Source organism: uncultured Agrobacterium sp., assembly GCF_913777885.1.
Classification (GTDB): Bacteria; Pseudomonadota; Alphaproteobacteria; order Rhizobiales; family Rhizobiaceae; genus Agrobacterium.
On sequence record NZ_CAJYTV010000007.1, the window covers coordinates 55,527 to 72,690 of the forward strand.

Consider the following 17,164-nt stretch of genomic DNA (forward strand, 5'->3'; position numbering starts at 1 on the left):
GCGCCTGAAGTCAACACCCAGTTTTTAATCGAAACGAACTTAAAAGTGTGGCGACTTTCCTTAGTGTTTGGCCTGATGGTCAAGGCGCGCCGACAATCTGTCACCGAGGATAAGTCGAATTCGACGTAATTTGTGAAGCCTTCGCTCACCCGTCATTGCTAAAATCGAGCCGATCAAGGTGGGGGACCGACGATGGTTGTGAAGATGATGATAGCGAGTGCCATTGCGATGGCGTCGCGGACAATGCCACTGATGCCGATTTCGATGGGGCGCAGACGAACAGCGCCGGTGATTTCGGCTTCATCCGGACATATGGAGATGAAGCCAGCTCCGATCAATCCGGAGTGGATTATCTCTGGTGACCCACAAGCGCGCATGGCGGACCATTCTCGCAGTGGTGACCGGGCTGCCTATACCGCGCTGTGGGATTGCACGGCGGGGACGTTCCGTTGGTTCTTCATGTGGGATGAGACCGTTCATATCATTGAGGGAGATGTGCATGTAACGGCGGCCGATGGGTCGGTACATCATCTCCATGCAGGTGATGTTGCCTACTTCAAAGCTGGGACGTGGGCCACGTGGCGCGTGGACACCTATGTTCGCAAGGTCGCTTTCCTTCGCAGGCCCTTTCCGATGGCGCTCGCCCTTGCCTACAGCGTCAAGAACCGAGTTTTCCCGACAAAAGTGCCATCGCTCTGAGGCGGCAATCCGCTCTATTGAACGAAAATGCGCACGCTCGACGCCCGGCCATCGGCGTCGATGACGGTCAGCGTGGAAAAGCCTTGACCCTCCGGCTGCCACTCGTTGCTGCGTTTGCGCGTGAGATCCGGCAGCGGCTTGCCATTGGCAAGCCAGCGGAACGGCGCACGGCCACCCTGAAGTTTGAGGACCAGCGGCGAAATTGCGCCTGTGCTATCTGACAGTTCGACCCGAGCACCCTCCGGCGGATAGACGATCAAAGGCGAAGACTCGCGCCTGGATGATGAGAGAAGTCCGCTGGATGTTGTGGTGAAGCGGCGCTGATTGGCAGGAAGGTCGCCGTAACTCAGCCTTAAAACGCCGCTTGGTGCGGGTGCAAAGGGCGTGACCGCCACGGAGGACTTGGCAAAGGCATCGAAAAGTATAGGGGCTGCAGTCGCGTAACCGGCAATGCCGGGAACGGAGCCGTTATCGGCGCGCCCCACCCAGACCCCAATCACATATCGGCCATCGTAACCGACCGACCAGGCGTCGCGATAGCCGTAGCTTGTGCCGGTCTTATAGGCGATGCCGCGCTGCTTCATGCCGAGCGGCGGCAGAACGCCAGACAGCGTGTTGGTGACGTTCCAGATTGCGCTACGGGAAAAGACAGGCTCGACATCCAGCATCTCCGGCTTGTTTCTCACGCCGTCGCCGAGCTTCACAGGCTGTCCCTGATTGGCCAGGCTGGCATAAAGCTGAACAAGGTCGACCAGAGAGATGCCAGCGCCGCCAAGCGCGATGGCAAGCCCTGGTGGCTCGGTCTTGGGAAGCGTAAGATTGACGGAAGCGCGCCTGAAGCGCACCATCAAAGCGGCTGGGCTGACGGCATCTAGCAGCTTGACCGCAGGCACGTTGAGAGACAATTGCAGGGCTTGGCGGATACTGACATCGCCCTGATACTGCATATCGAAGTTGCGCGGTCGATAGCCGGAGAAATCCGCCGGGCGATCCTCGATGATCGTCTCCTGCGAGACGAGGCCATTTTCGAAAGCAAGCCCGTAGATGAAGGGCTTCAGCGTCGAGCCCGGTGAGCGGATGGCGCGGCTCATCTCCACCCAGCCACGACGGTCGCTATCTAGAAAACCGGCGGAGCCGACGTCTGCAAGAATTTCGCCGGTGCTGCTATCGGCCATGACGATGGCGACCGACACCTTGTCGTTAATCCTGTCTGCTGCATGTCGCGCCAAGGCTTCGAGCTCGTTCTGGATGCCGCGCCGCAACGTGGAACCGATGACATGCTGGCTTGGAAACTTTGTCCGCGCAGCCTGCGCCAAATGCGGAGCGAAGGCAGGCAGCGCCAAACGATCCCTGGGAACAGCTGTGGCGGATGCACGTTCGGCTTCTCCTTCCCCAACAATGCGAGCGACAGCGAGCCTTTGCAGCACGCGCTCGCGAGCCTCTTTGGCAGCGTCCGGAAAACGATCCGGTCTTCGCTTTTCGGGAAGTTGCGGTAGCGACACCAGAAGCGCCGCCTCTGCCGTATCGAGCCGCCGTGGCTCCTTGCCGAACCAGGCGAGACTTGCTGCGCGAACGCCTTCGATATTGCCGCCATAGGGCGCGATGTTGAGATAGAGTTCGAGGATTTCGTGCTTGCTTAAACGGCGCTCGATCTGCACGGCGCGCAGCATCTGGCGGAATTTGGCGCTGAAAGAACGATCGGCGCGTGGCTCGATCAGCCGTGCCACCTGCATCGAGAGCGTAGACGCGCCGGAAACGATGCGGCCATTGGTCAGCAACTGCCACGCGGAGCGTCCCAGCGCCTGGATATCGACGCCGTGGTGGTCGTAAAACCGCTGATCCTCATAGGCGATCAGCATCTTGATAAATTGCGGATCGACCTCTGAGGCAGTGGTCTGCAGTCGCCAGCGTCCGTCCGGCGTAGCGAAGGCGCGCAGAAGATTGCCATCGGCATCCACCAGTTCCTGCGAAACAAGGCGGGCATTTTCCAACGGGGGCGGATAGGCACGATCCAGACGATCAAGCCCATACATGGCGGCGCCAGTTACGCACGCCGCCAGAGCAAAGCCTAAGAAAAAGCTGTGCCAACCCCTCATTGCTGCGCTGCGCGAACCTCCATGCGGCCCGTCGCGGTACGGGCGGAGAACTGCGGACGATACATGTCCTCCACGCTCGCGGCCGGGTTGTCATAGGTACCGGGCGTTACGGCACGTACCACATAGGCCAGCGTGATTTCCGAACTATCGCCCGCACTTCTGTCGAAAGCCGCGACGAAGCGGTCGTAACGGAATTCCGTATGCGCCGCTTGCGTTTCCGGCAACCAGTCGAAGTTGGCAAGCGCTGCACTGTTGACGAGGCTCGGATTATCGATCTCGAAACCGGCTGGCAGAAGATCGGTGACGAGAATGCGTGCCTGCCAGTCATTTTGCGGAATGGCAGTCAGCACCACAAGGTATCGTTGGTTCTGCTCGACCTCGCTGACATTCACCTCCTCGCCATCCATCGAGTAGTAGGTCTTCTCGATGGTAAAGCCGTCGCCGCCCGCCGGCAGGGGCTTGGACGGCGGCGCCACGGTGGTAACGACCGCCGTGACAGGGTTAGCCGAGGCGTTGGTGACGTTGAGCGGTGCCTTAAGCAATTCATCGCCGCTCAGGCGCTGGCTGAAGCCACCCTGCTGCAACGTGCCGTTCACATCGAGGCGAATATCTTTGTCCTCGCCCTTCAAGGCACGGGCGGCCAGAACCATCCAGGCTTGCTCCTGCGTACTGGTATAGCTCCTTGACTCGAAATCCTTGGCAACGACGCCCGCAAGCTGAGACACGACCGCCGGAACCGGACGGCTTTCTGCCGCCAGCGCCAGAGAGGCGGCACCATCTCGCAACGCTGAACCATAATCGGCGCGCGCCAGCGGCACGTTCGCGCTGGAAGAGGCCATGGTCAACGAGGCTCCGAAGGCGGATTTGGCGCGTGCCGCATCGCCATAGAGAGACAGTGCTGCCGCAACCTGAGCCTTGGCTAGCGGCGTCGGGAACTCGTTCAAGGCCGTATCAGAATAATAGCGCAGATCGTTGATCGCAGCCTTGCGGTTGCGCGCCAGAACGTAGAGCGAATAGGCGATCTCGTTGCCGCGATCCTTGACATTGCTGTCATAGGCGAGCCCATTTTGTAGATTGTTCAGTGCCTGCAACATGGCCGCTTCCGGCACATCGTAGGACTGCTCACGTGCCCGCGTCAGGAAATCGGTGATGTAGGCGTCCAGCCATAGATCCCCTTCGCCCGGCGACCAGAGACCGAAGCTACCTGCGCTCGATTGGAAGGAGAGCACCCGGTAGATCGCATCCTGCACACGCTTGCGCAGTTCCGGATCGTCCTTGCCACCGCTGTCCTTCATCAATTCGGACGCGTAAAGCAGCGGCAGCGCCCGGCTCGTCGTCTGTTCGGCGCAGCCATAGGGATACTTGTCCAGCGTCATCATCAGTGCCGGAACATCGAAGGCAGGAGAGCGGGTGACGTTGACCGACACCGACGAGCCAACCAGCAAGCTATCGGCCAGGAGGTTGCCGTCCACCGTCAGGCTGCTGTTCGGCGCAATCTTGATGTTGCGGCGTGTCGTGACCGGAAGAACCGATGGACGCACGGGAATGATCAGCACCTGCTCCAGCGAAATACCGCTGGCATTGCTGACCCTGATCGCGATCTCCCCCTCACCGGGAAATTCGCCCGTCAAAGGCACTGTCAGGGACGTCTTCCCACCCTTCTCCAGTCTCTTTACCTCAGAGAATTCGCCCTGATCCACGGTCACAGCCATGTTGCTGGTGACATCTATCTTGTAATCACCTGCCTCGCCATCGGTGTTGGCAATGTCGAGCCGCAACTGCGACACGTCGCTTGGGCTGAGGAACTTTGGTGCGCTGGCAGTCACAACCACCGGATCGCGAATGACGACATCCGAAACCGCATGGCCGACTCCGGTCTTGGTCCAGGCAACCGCCATGACCCGCGCCGTGCCGTTGAATTGCGGAATATCGAAACTGACCGTCTCCTTGCCCTCACTATCCAATTCAACCGGACCGGCAAAAAATGCAACGAGCTTCTCTTTCGGCGGGCTGCCCTGCAGCGCAACCTGCCCGCCATCGCCACCGGTTCTGAGACGCCCAGTGGCACCGAGCGAACCATCGATCAGGCGGCCATAGATATCGCGGATTTCAAGCCCAAGCCTACGCTGGCCGAAATACCATTCATCCGGTTTCGGCGGCTCGTAGCGGGTGAGGTTCAAAATGCCGACATCCACGGCTGCAATCGTCACATAGGCCTTGTCCCCAGCACCCGCACCGGAGACATGCACCGGAATCTGCAGCGCCTGTCTTGGCAATGTCTGCTTGGGAAGATCGAGCGCGATGCCGAGCTTGCGCTCGCCCGGATCGACCGCAAGCCACTTCACGCCAATGGCGCGCATCGGCATGCGGCTTTCCTGCGCATCGCCGGGGCGGAACAGGGTTGCCGTCACATAGGAGCCAGCGCCCCAATCTTCGGTCACCGGGATTTCGACTTCGCCGCCCTTGTCACCGATCTCGACATTCTGCACCGAGATCAGCTTTTCGGAACCTGCGACCACCATCAACTGTCCGGCGTAACGGGAGGTGACCTGAAGCTTGGCGGTCTCGCCGACCTTATAGCTTTGCTTGTCGAGCGCGATTTCCAGCGCATCCGGCGTCTCGGTCGAGCTTGCGGTGACGAACCAGCCAGCATCGAATTCCACGCTGGAGACTGCACCATCATTTTGTGGGGCTTCTACCTCCAGCCGGTAACGGCCCCAGTTGACGGGAACGGAAATCTCCGCACCATCCGATGTTACGGAAAGCGTACCGGTCTCTACCTGCTTGGTATGAACCACCGGCTCATAGCGCCAGGAATTGCCCTGACGATACCATTGATAATTGCGCTCGACCTTGATCAGCTTCCAGGTGAGGTCCTTCATGGCCTGCCTGCTGCCATTTGGCGCAAGGCTGATCACATGGAAACGGCCGATGGAGTTTTCCGCCAGATCCCCCGAGAATTGCGGCTTGATGCCGATCATGTTGGCGTCGGACTTCACCGGCAATGTCAGCGAACGCTCCACCGCACGGCCGCCCGCCTCGCGCATGCGGACCGTGATGTTGCCCGACAGGAACTGCGTGGTTGAGGGAAGATCACCAAGCTCCACCGGGAAGCTTGCCTTGCCGTTTTCATCCAGGGCAGGAAGATTATCGAGCGTCGTGCGGCTTTCCTCTTCCGTCTCCTCATCCGCAAGGCCGAAGAAGTAGCCTTCGAAGGCCGGGTTGGTGCGCGTCGGCTTCAGCGCCACTTCGCCTTCCAGCTCAAGTCCTGCCGCCGGTGCGCCATAGAGATAGCGGCCATCGACGTCGATCTCGGTCTCACCCGCCGGATCGATCTCCTTCGATGCGCTGGTCAGCTCGAATTCGGTGCGATCAGGAACGAAATCATCGACCAGAAAGGATTTTTCGCTGATCGCGCTGGCCTTTGGATCAGTGTAAATCCGCATCGTCCAGGGCCCACGCATGGCAGATTCCTGAAGTGGCAGATCTACCGCGTGACCGCCGAGCGCCTTGCCATCACTGACGAAGCGCCGATCCTCGACGCCGTCAGGGCGCGAGAAGATAAATGTCAACGGCAGGTTTTCGATCGCATTGCCTTCGACATCGCGCGAAAGTGCGGATGCATGCACCGTTTCACCAGCGCGGTAGATACCGCGCTCCGTCCAGCTGAACACATCGATGGCACCGGGTGCGGCGCGACCGGTCACGCCGCGGTCGGAAAGATCGAAGCCAGCGCGTGTCATGTCGAGGAAGACATAGTCCTTTTCGCCATTGCGCGCTGTTATGATGGCAGGCGCCTGTCCTGCAGAACCTCGCATCAAGCCTGCGGAAAATGTTGCACGGCCTTGGCCATCCGTAGTGGCGGAACCGAGCACTTCGTTGTTCTTGGCCAGAAGCTGAAGCGAGACGCCTTTCAATGGTTCGGCCGTACTCAGAGCCCGCACAAAAACATTGAGACCATCGGTTCCGGCATAGGTGGTGATGCCAGTATCGGAAATCAGAAACCACTGAGTGGCGCGCGCGTCCCAGTTTTCCGGAGCCGTGCCGGGCGGAACAGCAGTCATGACATAAATACCGGGCTTGCGATCCGGCAGAGCCTCGTCCACCGGGAAACTTGTGACCACGTCCTTGTTCAGTTCGGTCTGGATATCGATCCCGCCCTGCCAGACGAGTTCCCCCAACTCGTTCTCGATCTTTTCGGCGCCATAGCCATCCATCTGGGTAAGGAACTGTGAATTGGCCAGAAGCGAGGTGATGTTGCGATCGCCTACACGATAAAGCTTCAAATCCGCATGATCGATATTGACCGAGACGAGCGGAATGCCGCGACGCGCCGTGCCGGGAAGCACGAAGTTATCGCCGGTGAAGCGCACCGAGCCTGCGCGGTCGCGCACGTAAATGTCGAGATCAACCTGCTTCTCCAGCGGCTCTTCCACGGAGGACGGCAGGCCGGCGCGAAGGGCTATCTTGTATTTCTGCCCATGGGTCAGACCTTCCACGCAAATCTCGCTGCCCTTGGCTTCGAGCGCTTTTGGCGCAGCGCCATCGAGTGTTACGAAGGGCGAATAATCGGCATTCTTGACCAGGGGCTCTGAGAACTGAATGCAGGCACGCGGCGTCACGCTATCGTTGTCAACCGTGTTGTTAACGACGCGGAAGCCCTGGCGGGTGCGAAGATCGTTATAGGCCGTGCGTGTCTTGGCGACATCCGAAAGCGCAAGGCTTGCCTTGTAAGAATTCAGCGCCGCGCGATAGTTCTGACCCTTCTCGAACGCCTGAGCCAGCCGGTTCAGCGCCGTCAACCGAGCGCTCTGCGTTCGGCTGAACTGGTAGGCGTTGAGCGCTGCCGCTGGTGCCTCGCCGAGAATTTCATAATTGTTTTCGACCTTCGCTTCGACGGAGGAAAGTTCAGCCCACAGATCACCATTTTCTGGGTTGAGAGAAAGCGCGGACTTATAGACTTCCACAGCCTGCGGGATGTCGAATACCGCTTGCTGGCGGGCCTGCGACAGCAGGGCATCAAGCCCTTGCGTGTCATCGGCCTGCGGCAGGTTGGCCTTCAGCTTTCGCGCCTGCTGGTAGAGACTGTCCTCGACGAAGGAGAGACGCTGCGGTGCGCCAAGGTCTGGCTCGCTGGCTGCTTCGACGATCTTGCCGGCGACAGCGCCCGGAAAGGCGTTAAGCTGGTTGTAATCCGACTTCAGAAAACACCACTTCACCTTGGGGTTATAGGTGAAGGCCTTGCAGCCCTTGTCATCGATGCAAATGCTCTTGCACTGGTCGAGCGAGACATTCTGCTCGGTGCGCAGATCGAAACCGAAATAGTCGCCATTTGCGGTCGTCACCACCTTGCGCGTCGCATCCTGTGCCAGGAGCGGAGATGCGGTCAAAGCGGCAAGAACAAGAGCAAAAGCGTGCGAAACGACGCGAAAGGACATCGGTCTCTCCCCGAAAACACAATGATCGGCGCGACTTTGGTCCTATTCAAGCTTCTTTGTCAACGGAGCCTTATGTCTGCGCCTGCCACTCCCGGCGCAAAAGTGCATATTGCATTGTATTCTCGTAAAGCGGGTGTCCAGCCTCGTTCTTGGTGAAGGAAATGAAGTCCAGGAACAGCCCTTCGCGGCGCATCCCGAGCCTCTCGCATAGCTTCTGAGAGGCATAATTATTATCTTCGACGTAGGCGTAGAGGCGACGTATCTGCCTCTCGACGAAAAGCCAGCGAAACAGGGCGCGAGCCGCTTCCTGCGCGTAGCCACAGCCGGCATAGTCGCCATTAAAATTCCACCCAACGGACAGCGTATCACCCTCCTCATCGGCAATGGCAAAGAGATCGCCGATCACCCTGTCATGCTCGGTGGAATAGACTGCAATATAGTCATCGGAGCCGCCACGCTTGCTTGCTTCTGCCTCGGCCTCTTCGAGGTTTTGAAGCCGTTGCGAGAGAAAGCAGTTCGGCCGCGGATCGCGCAAATAGGCAAGCAGGTCCTGCGCGTCTTCCGCCTTGAAGTTTCTGAGAGCCAAACGTGTCGTTCTAATCTCGTCCATTTACGTCTCCTGAGAGTGGCACCTTCTGGTGCCAACAAATTGGCGAGCACGGCCATCCGTTGAAAAAACAACAACATTATGTCGAGCAGGCTTGGTCATTCGGCTGCCCTTACGTCAACTCCTCCATTCGTTGCCGCCTTGCAACGGATCGAGGATTTCAGCTTGCAATCATCTGCTAATTGAATGCGACGTCGTGGACACAGGAGGAACTCGCGCGCAGTGTCACGGCATTCGGCGGGGGCTGATTCAGAAAGGTTTTCAAATGAGAAACGTCTTCAAGCTTGCTGCACTCATGGCAGCGCTTGCTTCTACCACCGCCTATGCGGCTGACCTTGCCGTTCAGACCGAACCGGCAGTCGTTGCCGATCCAGGCGGCTTCTACATCGGTAGCCTGAACAGCCTGACATTTATGGACGACACAAACTTCTCGATCGTTGGCGCTGGCGTCAACACCGATTACGATGTCGGTTACTACAGCGCATTTCGCGCCGGTTACAGCTTCGGCTCTTACGACTTCGTTTCCCCACGCGTGGAACTTGAAGTCGGTTACGGCCGCTCGGATGTCGATACGCACACGGTGAACGGCGTGGGCGCTGCTGGCTCCTTCGGCTCCGCCCGCAACTTCCAGGGCTACGTCAACGGCTACATCGACGTTCCGACCGGCACGGCCTTCACCCCTTACTTCGGTGGCGGTATTGGCGCGATGAACCTCAAGCTTCGTGATCAGGGCACAGCTGGTCCTGGCGTGATCATGAACGACAGCGACACGGCATTTGCATACCATCTGGATGCAGGCGTGGGCATCGAGTTGAACACCATCTCCTTCCTGCGTGACAGCGCGCTGTTTGCCAACACCACCTTCGATATCGGCTATCGTTACACGGGTGCGGACAACTTCGACTTCACCGCAGCAGACGGCACGGTTTCCAGCACAGACTTCAAGAGCCACGCCATCACCGCCGGCTTCCGTCGTCAGTTCTGATCGAACAACGGTCGCTCCGAATGAAAAGGGATCGCGCCGTGCGCGGTCCCTTTTTTGTTGAGGCGAGTGGTTTGAAAGTCGAATAGCGCTAGTGCGAGAGCGAACCCAAAGCGCCGCGCACTTTATCTCGATTTGCTGGAAAGTTTCCCAAAGGCTTTTAGAAGACCGTTCTCGGAGATCACCAGATAGTCTTCCATCTTCTCGCTTGCCTCTGCAAACCTGTCCTCTTCGCACAGAGTGACGATCTCCTCGTTCATGTCGACGAAGGGCGAGTGCAGCAGACGCGGATCCTCAATGAGAGCAAAGCCCAGACGAAGCTCGGCCGACACCCTTTCATAAAGCTCGCTCAATCGCTCGCTATCGGCAAGCGCGACCACAGCGGAGTGGAACGCCATATTGGCGCTGCCGACCTCGAGCCAAAGCTCCTGCTCGCGCTTCTGCTTGGCCTCCTCCACCGCCTGGCGCATGGCTTTGACAGATTCATGCAGGCGCCACGCTTTGCGGAGCGCCCCGCACTCGAGCATGCGCCGCACGCGGTAAATATCCATGATCGAAGCCATGGTCGGCGTCTGCACGAAAACGCCGCGATTGGTCTCGTGCCGCAGAAGACCCTCTTTCGTCATGATGCGAAAGGCCTCACGCAGAGAATTGCGTGACACTTCCAGATGCTCGCTGAAGGCTGCTTCCGATATACGCTGACCCGGTCTGAGTTCGCCCGAAATCAGCATGAGGCGGATGCGCTTGGCGATCCAGTCGGACAGCGGCATGCTTTCACGTGTGTCTGTCACAGGCTTCCTCGCTTCTTCTTGCGCGGTCTTCAGATAACAAAAGACTGGAGGAATCAAGCAATAGTTTCAACGGCTTTAACGGCTGCGCCGCCAGGACGAGGAAGTATTGTCCAAGACGTCACTGTTGACCTGAGAAACGGCATATGAATGAACAAAACAAAAAAATTGTTGAACAATATTGACATCACAAACAAACCATCCATGATGACCTGATAAGCATCCGCGAGGGGCGGGTGACGATAAGAACAGGAAAACTCTCATGCAGCAGACCGAGCAAATGCCCGGCCGCACGAACGCGGCTGCGTCCAAAACAAACTCCAGACGCTTTGCACTGCTATCTGCCATCTTCCTGATGGCGACATCGGCCATCGGCCCAGGCTTCATCACACAGACGGCGACATTCACGACGCAGTTGGGCGCCGCCTTCGCCTTCGGCATTCTTGCCTCCATCCTCATCGACTTCGTCGTCCAGCTCAACATCTGGCGCATCGTCACACTGACGCGTATGCGCGCCTCCGACATTGCCAATGCAGCCATTCCGGGATCAGGCTATCTTCTCGCCATCCTGGTCATTATCGGCGGTCTGTTCTTCAACATTGGCAACATCGGCGGCACCGGCCTTGGGCTCAACGCCATGTTTGGCCTCGACCCGAAGATCGGCGGCGCTATCAGCGCGGTCTTCGCTATCGCCATCTTCCTTTCCAAGCGCGCTGGCCTGGCGGTTGACCGCTTCATCATATTCGCTGGGATCGTGATGATCGTGCTGACGCTCTATGTCGCGTTTGTTTCTGCACCGCCCGTCGGTGATGCGTTCCGCCAGACGTTCCTGCCGGACACGATCAATTTCGCAACGATTACCACCATCGTGGGCGGCACCGTTGGCGGCTACATCACCTATTCCGGCGCTCATCGTCTGCTGGACCGCGGCATGGTCGGCATCGAAAATCTACCCGCCGTCAACCGCGCAGCACTGACGGGTATCGCCGTCACCGGCATCATGCGCTACGTGCTGTTTCTTGCCATTCTCGGCGTCGTCGCCAGCGGTGTCATCATCGATACCTCCAGCCAGGCGGCCAACCCGGCCGGTCAGGCATTCCGCTCGGCTGCGGGTGATCTCGGCTTCCGTCTGTTCGGCATCATCTTCTGGGCAGCCGCGATCACGAGCGTCATTGGGGCGGCCTATACCTCCGTTTCATTCCTGCCAGTCTTCAAGCAGGACATGAGCGAGCGCGCCCGCAACATCGCGACGGTCATCTTTATTGCCGTGTCGCTCGTCGCCTACATTCTGATCACCACGCCGCCTGCGGCCATGCTGGTCTTCGTCGGCGGTCTGAACGGCCTGATCCTGCCGATTGGCCTTAGCATCTTCCTTTTCGCCGCATGGAAGCGTGAAGACCTGATGGGCGGTCATCGCTACTCCCGCGTCCTGCTCGGCCTCGGCGTCCTGACCTGCGCATTGACATGGTACATGGGCTACAAGTCTGCTGGCACGATCTTCGGCCTGCTCGGTCTTTGATAAGACTGTGACAAAAAACACGTGGCCGCCCCGGGTGGCCACGCTTACCAAAACGGTTCAGGAGAACACCACCATGGCGCATATCGACCTCAACAGCGATCTTGGCGAAAGCTACGGCGCATGGAGCATGGGCGACGACGAAGCGATGCTCTCCATCGTCTCCAGCGCCAATATTGCCTGCGGTTTTCACGCGGGCGATCCGACCGGCATTTTCAAGACCGTGAAGGCGGCAACTGCCAATGGCGTGGTGATCGGCGCGCATGTGTCCTATCCTGACCGCGTCGGCTTCGGCCGTAGAGATATGGACGTAACGCCGGAGGATCTGATCGCTGACGTGATATACCAGATCGGCGCGCTGAAAGGCATTGCCGCTGCCGCTGGAACCACGGTTCGCTACGTCAAGCCACACGGTGCGCTTTACAATCGCATCGCCCACGATTCCAAGCAGGGACAGGCCGTCGTTGACGGCATCAAAGCCGTCGATCCATCGCTGGTGCTGATGGGTCTCGCCAACGCGCCAATTCTCGATCTGGCACGCAAGGCGGGACTTTCCGTTGTGGCAGAAGCTTTTGCCGACCGTGCCTATACGCCGGATGGACAACTCGTGTCCCGTCGCGAGAAGGGTGCGGTCCTCCACGATGCCGATCAAATTGCCGACCGCATGGTGCAACTGGCCCGCCAGGGAACGCTGGAAGCCATTGACGGAAGCATCATCAAGATCGAGGCGCAATCCATCTGCGTTCACGGCGATAGCCCAGGCGCGGTCGATATTGCACGCGAAATTCGCCGCCGGTTTGAAACGGACGGTATTGCCGTTCGCTCTTTCACCTCTTGAACGATAGGAGCGGCCAATGACCATCCCTACATCGCACACCGCCAAGAATGTCGAGCTTGCACAAAAAGCACGCGCCAGCTACCGCGCCGGTCTCGTGCAGCCGACCTCCGGTATCGCGCCGGGCTTCACGCAAGCCAACATGATCGTGCTGCCGCGCGACTGGGCCTTCGACTTTCTGCTTTATGCGCAGCGCAATCCAAAGCCTTGCCCTGTACTGGACGTCTCCGATCCCGGCTCACCCACCACGCTTCTGGCGCCCGGTGCTGATCTACGGACCGATCTGCCGCTCTACCGGATCTGGCGTGATGGCAAGCTCGCTGAGGAAACCCATGATGCCACGTCGGCCTGGGCCGAATGCGACGATATGGTGGCCTTCCTGATCGGCTGCAGCTTCACCTTTGAAACGCCGATGGTGGAAGCGGGTATCGAAATCCGTCACATGACGGACAAGAGCAATGTTCCCATGTATTTGACGAACCGCGCCTGTCGTCCTGCGGGACGCCTGAAGGGCAATATGGTGGTCTCAATGCGGCCGATCCCGGCATCGCGGGTTGCGGATGCGGCGACGATTTCCGGTCGCTTCCCGGCTGTTCATGGCGCACCAATGCATATCGGCATGCCAGAGGAACTGGGCATCACCGATCTCGCGAAGCCGGATTTTGGCGATCCTGTGCGCATCGAGCCCGGCGAAGTGCCGGTGTTCTGGGCTTGCGGCGTGACCCCGCAGGCGGCGGTCATGGCGTCTGGCGTGCCCTTTGCCATCACCAATGCGCCGGGCCATATGTTCATCACAGATATTCCCGATTCCGCCTATCACGCGTGAGGATATGATGCGTTTTCTTCCCGTCAGTCTCACGACGATCCTGGTCGAACTAGCCGATCTTGATGAGACGCTTGCGCTTTTCGCCTCTCTCGAAAACGATCCGGTCGACGGCGTCGAGGAGACCGTTCCAGCGGCCCGCACCCTGATGATCCGCTTCCGTCCGGAAAAGATCGATCGCAAAGCGCTAGCCGCGGAACTTTCCCGTCGCGACCTGACGGCGAAGATCCCGCCTTCGGATCAACTGGTTGAAATCCCGGTTCGTTACGATGGCGAAGACCTTGCCGATGTCGCAGGTCTGACGGGACTGAGTGTTGATGAAGTTGTTCGCCGCCATACGGAGAGCGAGTTCACTGTCGCCTTTTGTGGCTTTGCACCGGGCTTCGGCTATCTTGTTGGTGGCGATCCGGCGCTGCATGTGCCGCGGCGTCTAAGCCCGCGCACGCGCATTCCGGCGGGCTCTGTGGCGCTGGCGGGTGCCTTCAGCGGAGTCTATCCGCAAAACAGTCCAGGCGGCTGGCAGATCATCGGCACAACGCCGGTGAAAATGTGGGACATCGACCGAGATCCCGGCGCGCTGTTCCAGCCAGGCTACCGGGTCCGTTTTGTCGACATGGACAAGGTGACGGGAAAGATCAGCCTACCGGCGTCTGCTCCTGCGAAGCAGGCTACCGAACCGTCGAGAGAAAAACCACATTTCGAAGTGCTTACAGCACCCATGCCCGCGCTTTTTCAGGACCTCGGCCGCTTCGGACAGACCGGTCAAGGCGTTTCCGCCTCCGGTGCGCTTGATCGCGGCGCCTTCAATGCGGCAAACCGCATCACCGGCAATCCACATAACACGCCCTGTTTGGAACTGACGCTCGGCGGCTTTTCCTTCCGCGCCTCGAGCCGGGCCGTGATCGCTCTTGCCGGAGCCCCCTGCCCCATTACCATCGAGACGGCACACGGGCGCTTCACAGCCGATATATACACGCCGATCTCGCTTGAGTCCGGCGACGTGGTCACGTTTGGCCAACCTTCCAAGGGCATGCGCTGTTATCTCTCCGTCCGCAGCGGCTTTGACGTCGAGCCGGTGCTGGGAAGTTTCGCTACCGATACGCTGGCCATCGTCGGGCCTAAGCCGGTGGTCGCTGGCGCGATCCTGCCGCTCAAAAGCGAAGCCAAGACGCTGTCTAGCGTTGCCATCGATGAAGTTGCGAGCTTCGAACCGCCGTCCGTAGACGATGTTGTCACGCTCGACGTCGTTCTCGGTCCGCGCACCGACTGGTTCTCGCAGAGGGGTATCGAGACGCTGACAAACCAACTCTGGCAGGTGACACCGCAATCCAACCGCGTGGGCATTCGCCTGGCAGGTGAGATTCCTGTGGAACGCCGCGATAGCGCAGAACTGCCGAGTGAGGGCACCGCCACAGGCGCAATCCAGATTCCCCATAGCGGCCAGCCGGTGCTCTTCCTTGCCGATCATCCGCTGACCGGCGGCTATCCGGTGATCGGAGCCGTGGCGGAGTATCATCTCGATCTCGCGGGGCAGATCCCCGTCAATGCCAAAATCCAGTTCCGCCCGATCGGGCCTTTCGCCGACATCACAGCCAAGAACATTTGAATCCGAGGAGAATAGCGATGAAGAAAGTTCTGATTGCCAATCGCGGCGAAATCGCTGTCCGGATCATTCGCGCCTGCGCGGATTACGGTCTCCAGTCTGTCGCCGTCTATGCCGACCCGGATCAGGATGCGGTGTTCGTGCGCATGGCGGATGAGGCCTATGCGCTGGAAGGTGTGCGCCCTTCGGAAACCTACCTCGATATCCCCAAGCTGATTGCCATCGCGAAGCGTTCGGGTGCGGACTCCATCCATCCCGGCTACGGTTTTCTGTCCGAACGCGCCGAATTTGCGCAAGCCGTGCTTGATGCAGGCCTGATCTGGATCGGCCCTGACCCGAAGGTGATCGAAGCATTGGGCGACAAGGTCGAGGCGCGACGCATCGCGACGAGCGTCGGCGCGCCGCTCGTTGCTGGGAGCGACGGTCCGGTGGACACCGCGGCAGAAGTCATCGCCTTTGCCGAAGAACACGGCCTGCCGGTCGCCATCAAGGCCGCCCATGGCGGCGGTGGACGCGGCCTGAAGGTTGCGTGGAAAATGGAAGAGATAGCCGACCTTTATGAATCCGCCGTCAGAGAGGCGACGGCCGCGTTCGGTCGTGGCGAATGCTTCCTCGAACGTTTTCTCGATCGGCCGCGCCACATCGAAGCGCAGGTTCTGGCCGACAGGCACGGTAACGTGCTGGTGCTGGGTACCCGTGACTGCTCGCTGCAACGCAGAAACCAGAAGCTGATCGAAGAAGCGCCTGCTCCCTTCCTCTCGGACGAGCAAAGGCAGAAGATCCACTCCTCTGCCAAGGCCATCTGTGCTGCAGCTGGATATAGCGGTGCTGGCACTGTTGAGTTTCTGCTGGGCGTCGACGGTACGATTTCGTTTCTGGAGGTTAATACCCGCCTTCAGGTTGAGCACCCCGTTACCGAGGAAACGACAGGTATCGATCTGGTCATCGAACAGTTCCGCATCGCCGAAGGCAAGTCGCTGCGTGTTCTGGAGACGCCGGAACCTCGCGGCCACTCGATGGAGTTCCGCATCAACGCCGAGGATCCGGGCCGTGGATTCCTGCCCACACCCGGCGCCATCACACTCTTCGATCCGCCCGCCGGCCCTGGCGTTCGTCTCGATAGCGGCGTCGTGACTGGCTCAAGCGTGCCTGGCGTGTTCGATTCTCTGATGGCGAAGCTGATCGTCACCGGTGAAAATCGCCAGCAAGTGTTGCAACGCGCGCGCCGTGCCCTGAAAGAGTTCAAGATCGAAGGTGTGGCGACCGTTTTGCCTTTCCACCGTGCGGCGCTGGAGTCGGACGACTTTGCAGGCAAGGATCGTTTCAACGTCCACACCCGCTGGATCGAAACCGACTTCGCCGCAATGCCGCATGCGATGGAGCGCCCTGTCCAAGCAGAAGATCCATCCATCCAACGCACCTACCTCGAAATCGATGGCAAGCGCGTTTCCGTGGGTCTACCCACCGTTCTCCTCTCCGCCCTCGGCAAAGTCGGCACCGTATCTCCGATTGGTTCGGATAGCGCAGCCGTTCAAAAGGATGGCGAGATCGCCGCTCCCGTTTCAGGCACGTTGCAATCCTTCAAGGTTGAAGATGGGCAGAGCGTCTCCGAGGGAGACCTCTTGGCGGTGATGGAAGCCATGAAGATGGAAACGCAAATCATTGCCACGAAAAGCGGCAAGATCCGCCTGTTGGTCAAGGAAGGCGATTATCTCCAGGCTGGCGCCGCGCTAATGTCGATCGATTGATCGCGCTTGGGGGAAAGGCGCAAACTCCG

Annotated in this window: 11 protein-coding genes; 7 read left to right on the forward strand and 4 right to left on the reverse strand. The window is 59.3% G+C overall.

The features are described 5' to 3' along the window. The first annotated feature begins 192 nt into the window (after positions 1 to 192). A complete protein-coding gene (locus QZ869_RS05375; protein ID WP_296103053.1) occupies positions 193 to 699 on the forward strand; it encodes a cupin domain-containing protein in 507 nt (168 codons plus the stop codon). 14 nt (positions 700 to 713) lie between these two features. On the opposite strand, the gene pbpC is transcribed toward QZ869_RS05375, so the two are convergent. From pbpC to QZ869_RS05390, 3 genes are all read right to left on the reverse strand, one after another. After that, complete coding sequence (gene pbpC / locus QZ869_RS05380) at positions 714 to 2,795, reverse strand: penicillin-binding protein 1C (protein ID WP_296103055.1); 2,082 nt, start codon at positions 2,793 to 2,795, stop codon at positions 714 to 716. After that, positions 2,792 to 8,233: an alpha-2-macroglobulin family protein gene (locus QZ869_RS05385; RefSeq protein ID WP_296103057.1), complete on the reverse strand. Its 5,442-nt coding sequence runs from the start codon at positions 8,231 to 8,233 to the stop codon at positions 2,792 to 2,794. The genes pbpC and QZ869_RS05385 overlap by 4 nt, the downstream gene beginning before the upstream one ends. Before the next feature lie 70 nt (positions 8,234 to 8,303). After that, a complete protein-coding gene (locus QZ869_RS05390; protein WP_296103060.1) occupies positions 8,304 to 8,843 on the reverse strand; it encodes a GNAT family protein in 540 nt (179 codons plus the stop codon). A 262-nt stretch (positions 8,844 to 9,105) separates the two neighbouring features. On the opposite strand from QZ869_RS05390, the gene QZ869_RS05395 reads away from it, so the two are divergent. Next, complete coding sequence (locus QZ869_RS05395; protein WP_296021121.1) at positions 9,106 to 9,825, forward strand: outer membrane beta-barrel protein; 720 nt, start codon at positions 9,106 to 9,108, stop codon at positions 9,823 to 9,825. 122 nt (positions 9,826 to 9,947) lie between these two features. On the opposite strand, the gene QZ869_RS05400 is transcribed toward QZ869_RS05395, so the two are convergent. Further along, entirely contained in the window at positions 9,948 to 10,613 is a 666-nt protein-coding gene (locus tag QZ869_RS05400; RefSeq protein ID WP_296101081.1) for a GntR family transcriptional regulator, read from the reverse strand. A gap of 259 nt (positions 10,614 to 10,872) precedes the next feature. Between QZ869_RS05400 and QZ869_RS05405 the strand changes: the two genes are divergently transcribed. The 5 genes from QZ869_RS05405 (at position 10,873) to QZ869_RS05425 (ending at position 17,135) form a co-directional block, all read left to right on the forward strand. Then, entirely contained in the window at positions 10,873 to 12,129 is a 1,257-nt protein-coding gene (locus QZ869_RS05405; RefSeq protein ID WP_296103061.1) for an NRAMP family divalent metal transporter, read from the forward strand. Between the two features lie 73 nt (positions 12,130 to 12,202). Beyond that, positions 12,203 to 12,964 (forward strand): 5-oxoprolinase subunit PxpA, encoded by a 762-nt coding sequence (locus QZ869_RS05410; RefSeq protein WP_296103064.1) that lies wholly within the window; start codon positions 12,203 to 12,205, stop codon positions 12,962 to 12,964. 16 nt (positions 12,965 to 12,980) lie between these two features. Then, positions 12,981 to 13,787: a putative hydro-lyase gene (locus QZ869_RS05415; RefSeq protein ID WP_296103066.1), complete on the forward strand. Its 807-nt coding sequence runs from the start codon at positions 12,981 to 12,983 to the stop codon at positions 13,785 to 13,787. A 7-nt stretch (positions 13,788 to 13,794) separates the two neighbouring features. Then, a complete protein-coding gene (locus QZ869_RS05420) occupies positions 13,795 to 15,390 on the forward strand; it encodes a 5-oxoprolinase/urea amidolyase family protein (RefSeq protein WP_296103069.1) in 1,596 nt (531 codons plus the stop codon). A gap of 17 nt (positions 15,391 to 15,407) precedes the next feature. Continuing rightward, positions 15,408 to 17,135, forward strand: coding sequence for a biotin carboxylase N-terminal domain-containing protein (locus QZ869_RS05425; RefSeq protein ID WP_296103073.1), 1,728 nt, complete (start codon positions 15,408 to 15,410; stop codon positions 17,133 to 17,135). Positions 17,136 to 17,164 lie beyond the last annotated feature (29 nt).

What these genes read in the sequence shown, in the direction of transcription:
- QZ869_RS05415 (WP_296103066.1), top strand. Translation starts at nt 12,981, where the DNA reads ATGACCATCCCTACATCGCACACCGCCAAGAATGTCGAGCTTGCACAA.
- QZ869_RS05390 (WP_296103060.1), bottom strand. Translation starts at nt 8,843, where the DNA reads ATGGACGAGATTAGAACGACACGTTTGGCTCTCAGAAACTTCAAGGCG.
- QZ869_RS05385 (WP_296103057.1), bottom strand. Translation starts at nt 8,233, where the DNA reads ATGTCCTTTCGCGTCGTTTCGCACGCTTTTGCTCTTGTTCTTGCCGCT.
- QZ869_RS05425 (WP_296103073.1), top strand. Translation starts at nt 15,408, where the DNA reads ATGAAGAAAGTTCTGATTGCCAATCGCGGCGAAATCGCTGTCCGGATC.
- QZ869_RS05375 (WP_296103053.1), top strand. Translation starts at nt 193, where the DNA reads ATGGTTGTGAAGATGATGATAGCGAGTGCCATTGCGATGGCGTCGCGG.
- QZ869_RS05395 (WP_296021121.1), top strand. Translation starts at nt 9,106, where the DNA reads ATGAGAAACGTCTTCAAGCTTGCTGCACTCATGGCAGCGCTTGCTTCT.
- QZ869_RS05420 (WP_296103069.1), top strand. Translation starts at nt 13,795, where the DNA reads ATGCGTTTTCTTCCCGTCAGTCTCACGACGATCCTGGTCGAACTAGCC.
- QZ869_RS05405 (WP_296103061.1), top strand. Translation starts at nt 10,873, where the DNA reads ATGCAGCAGACCGAGCAAATGCCCGGCCGCACGAACGCGGCTGCGTCC.
- QZ869_RS05410 (WP_296103064.1), top strand. Translation starts at nt 12,203, where the DNA reads ATGGCGCATATCGACCTCAACAGCGATCTTGGCGAAAGCTACGGCGCA.
- pbpC (WP_296103055.1), bottom strand. Translation starts at nt 2,795, where the DNA reads ATGAGGGGTTGGCACAGCTTTTTCTTAGGCTTTGCTCTGGCGGCGTGC.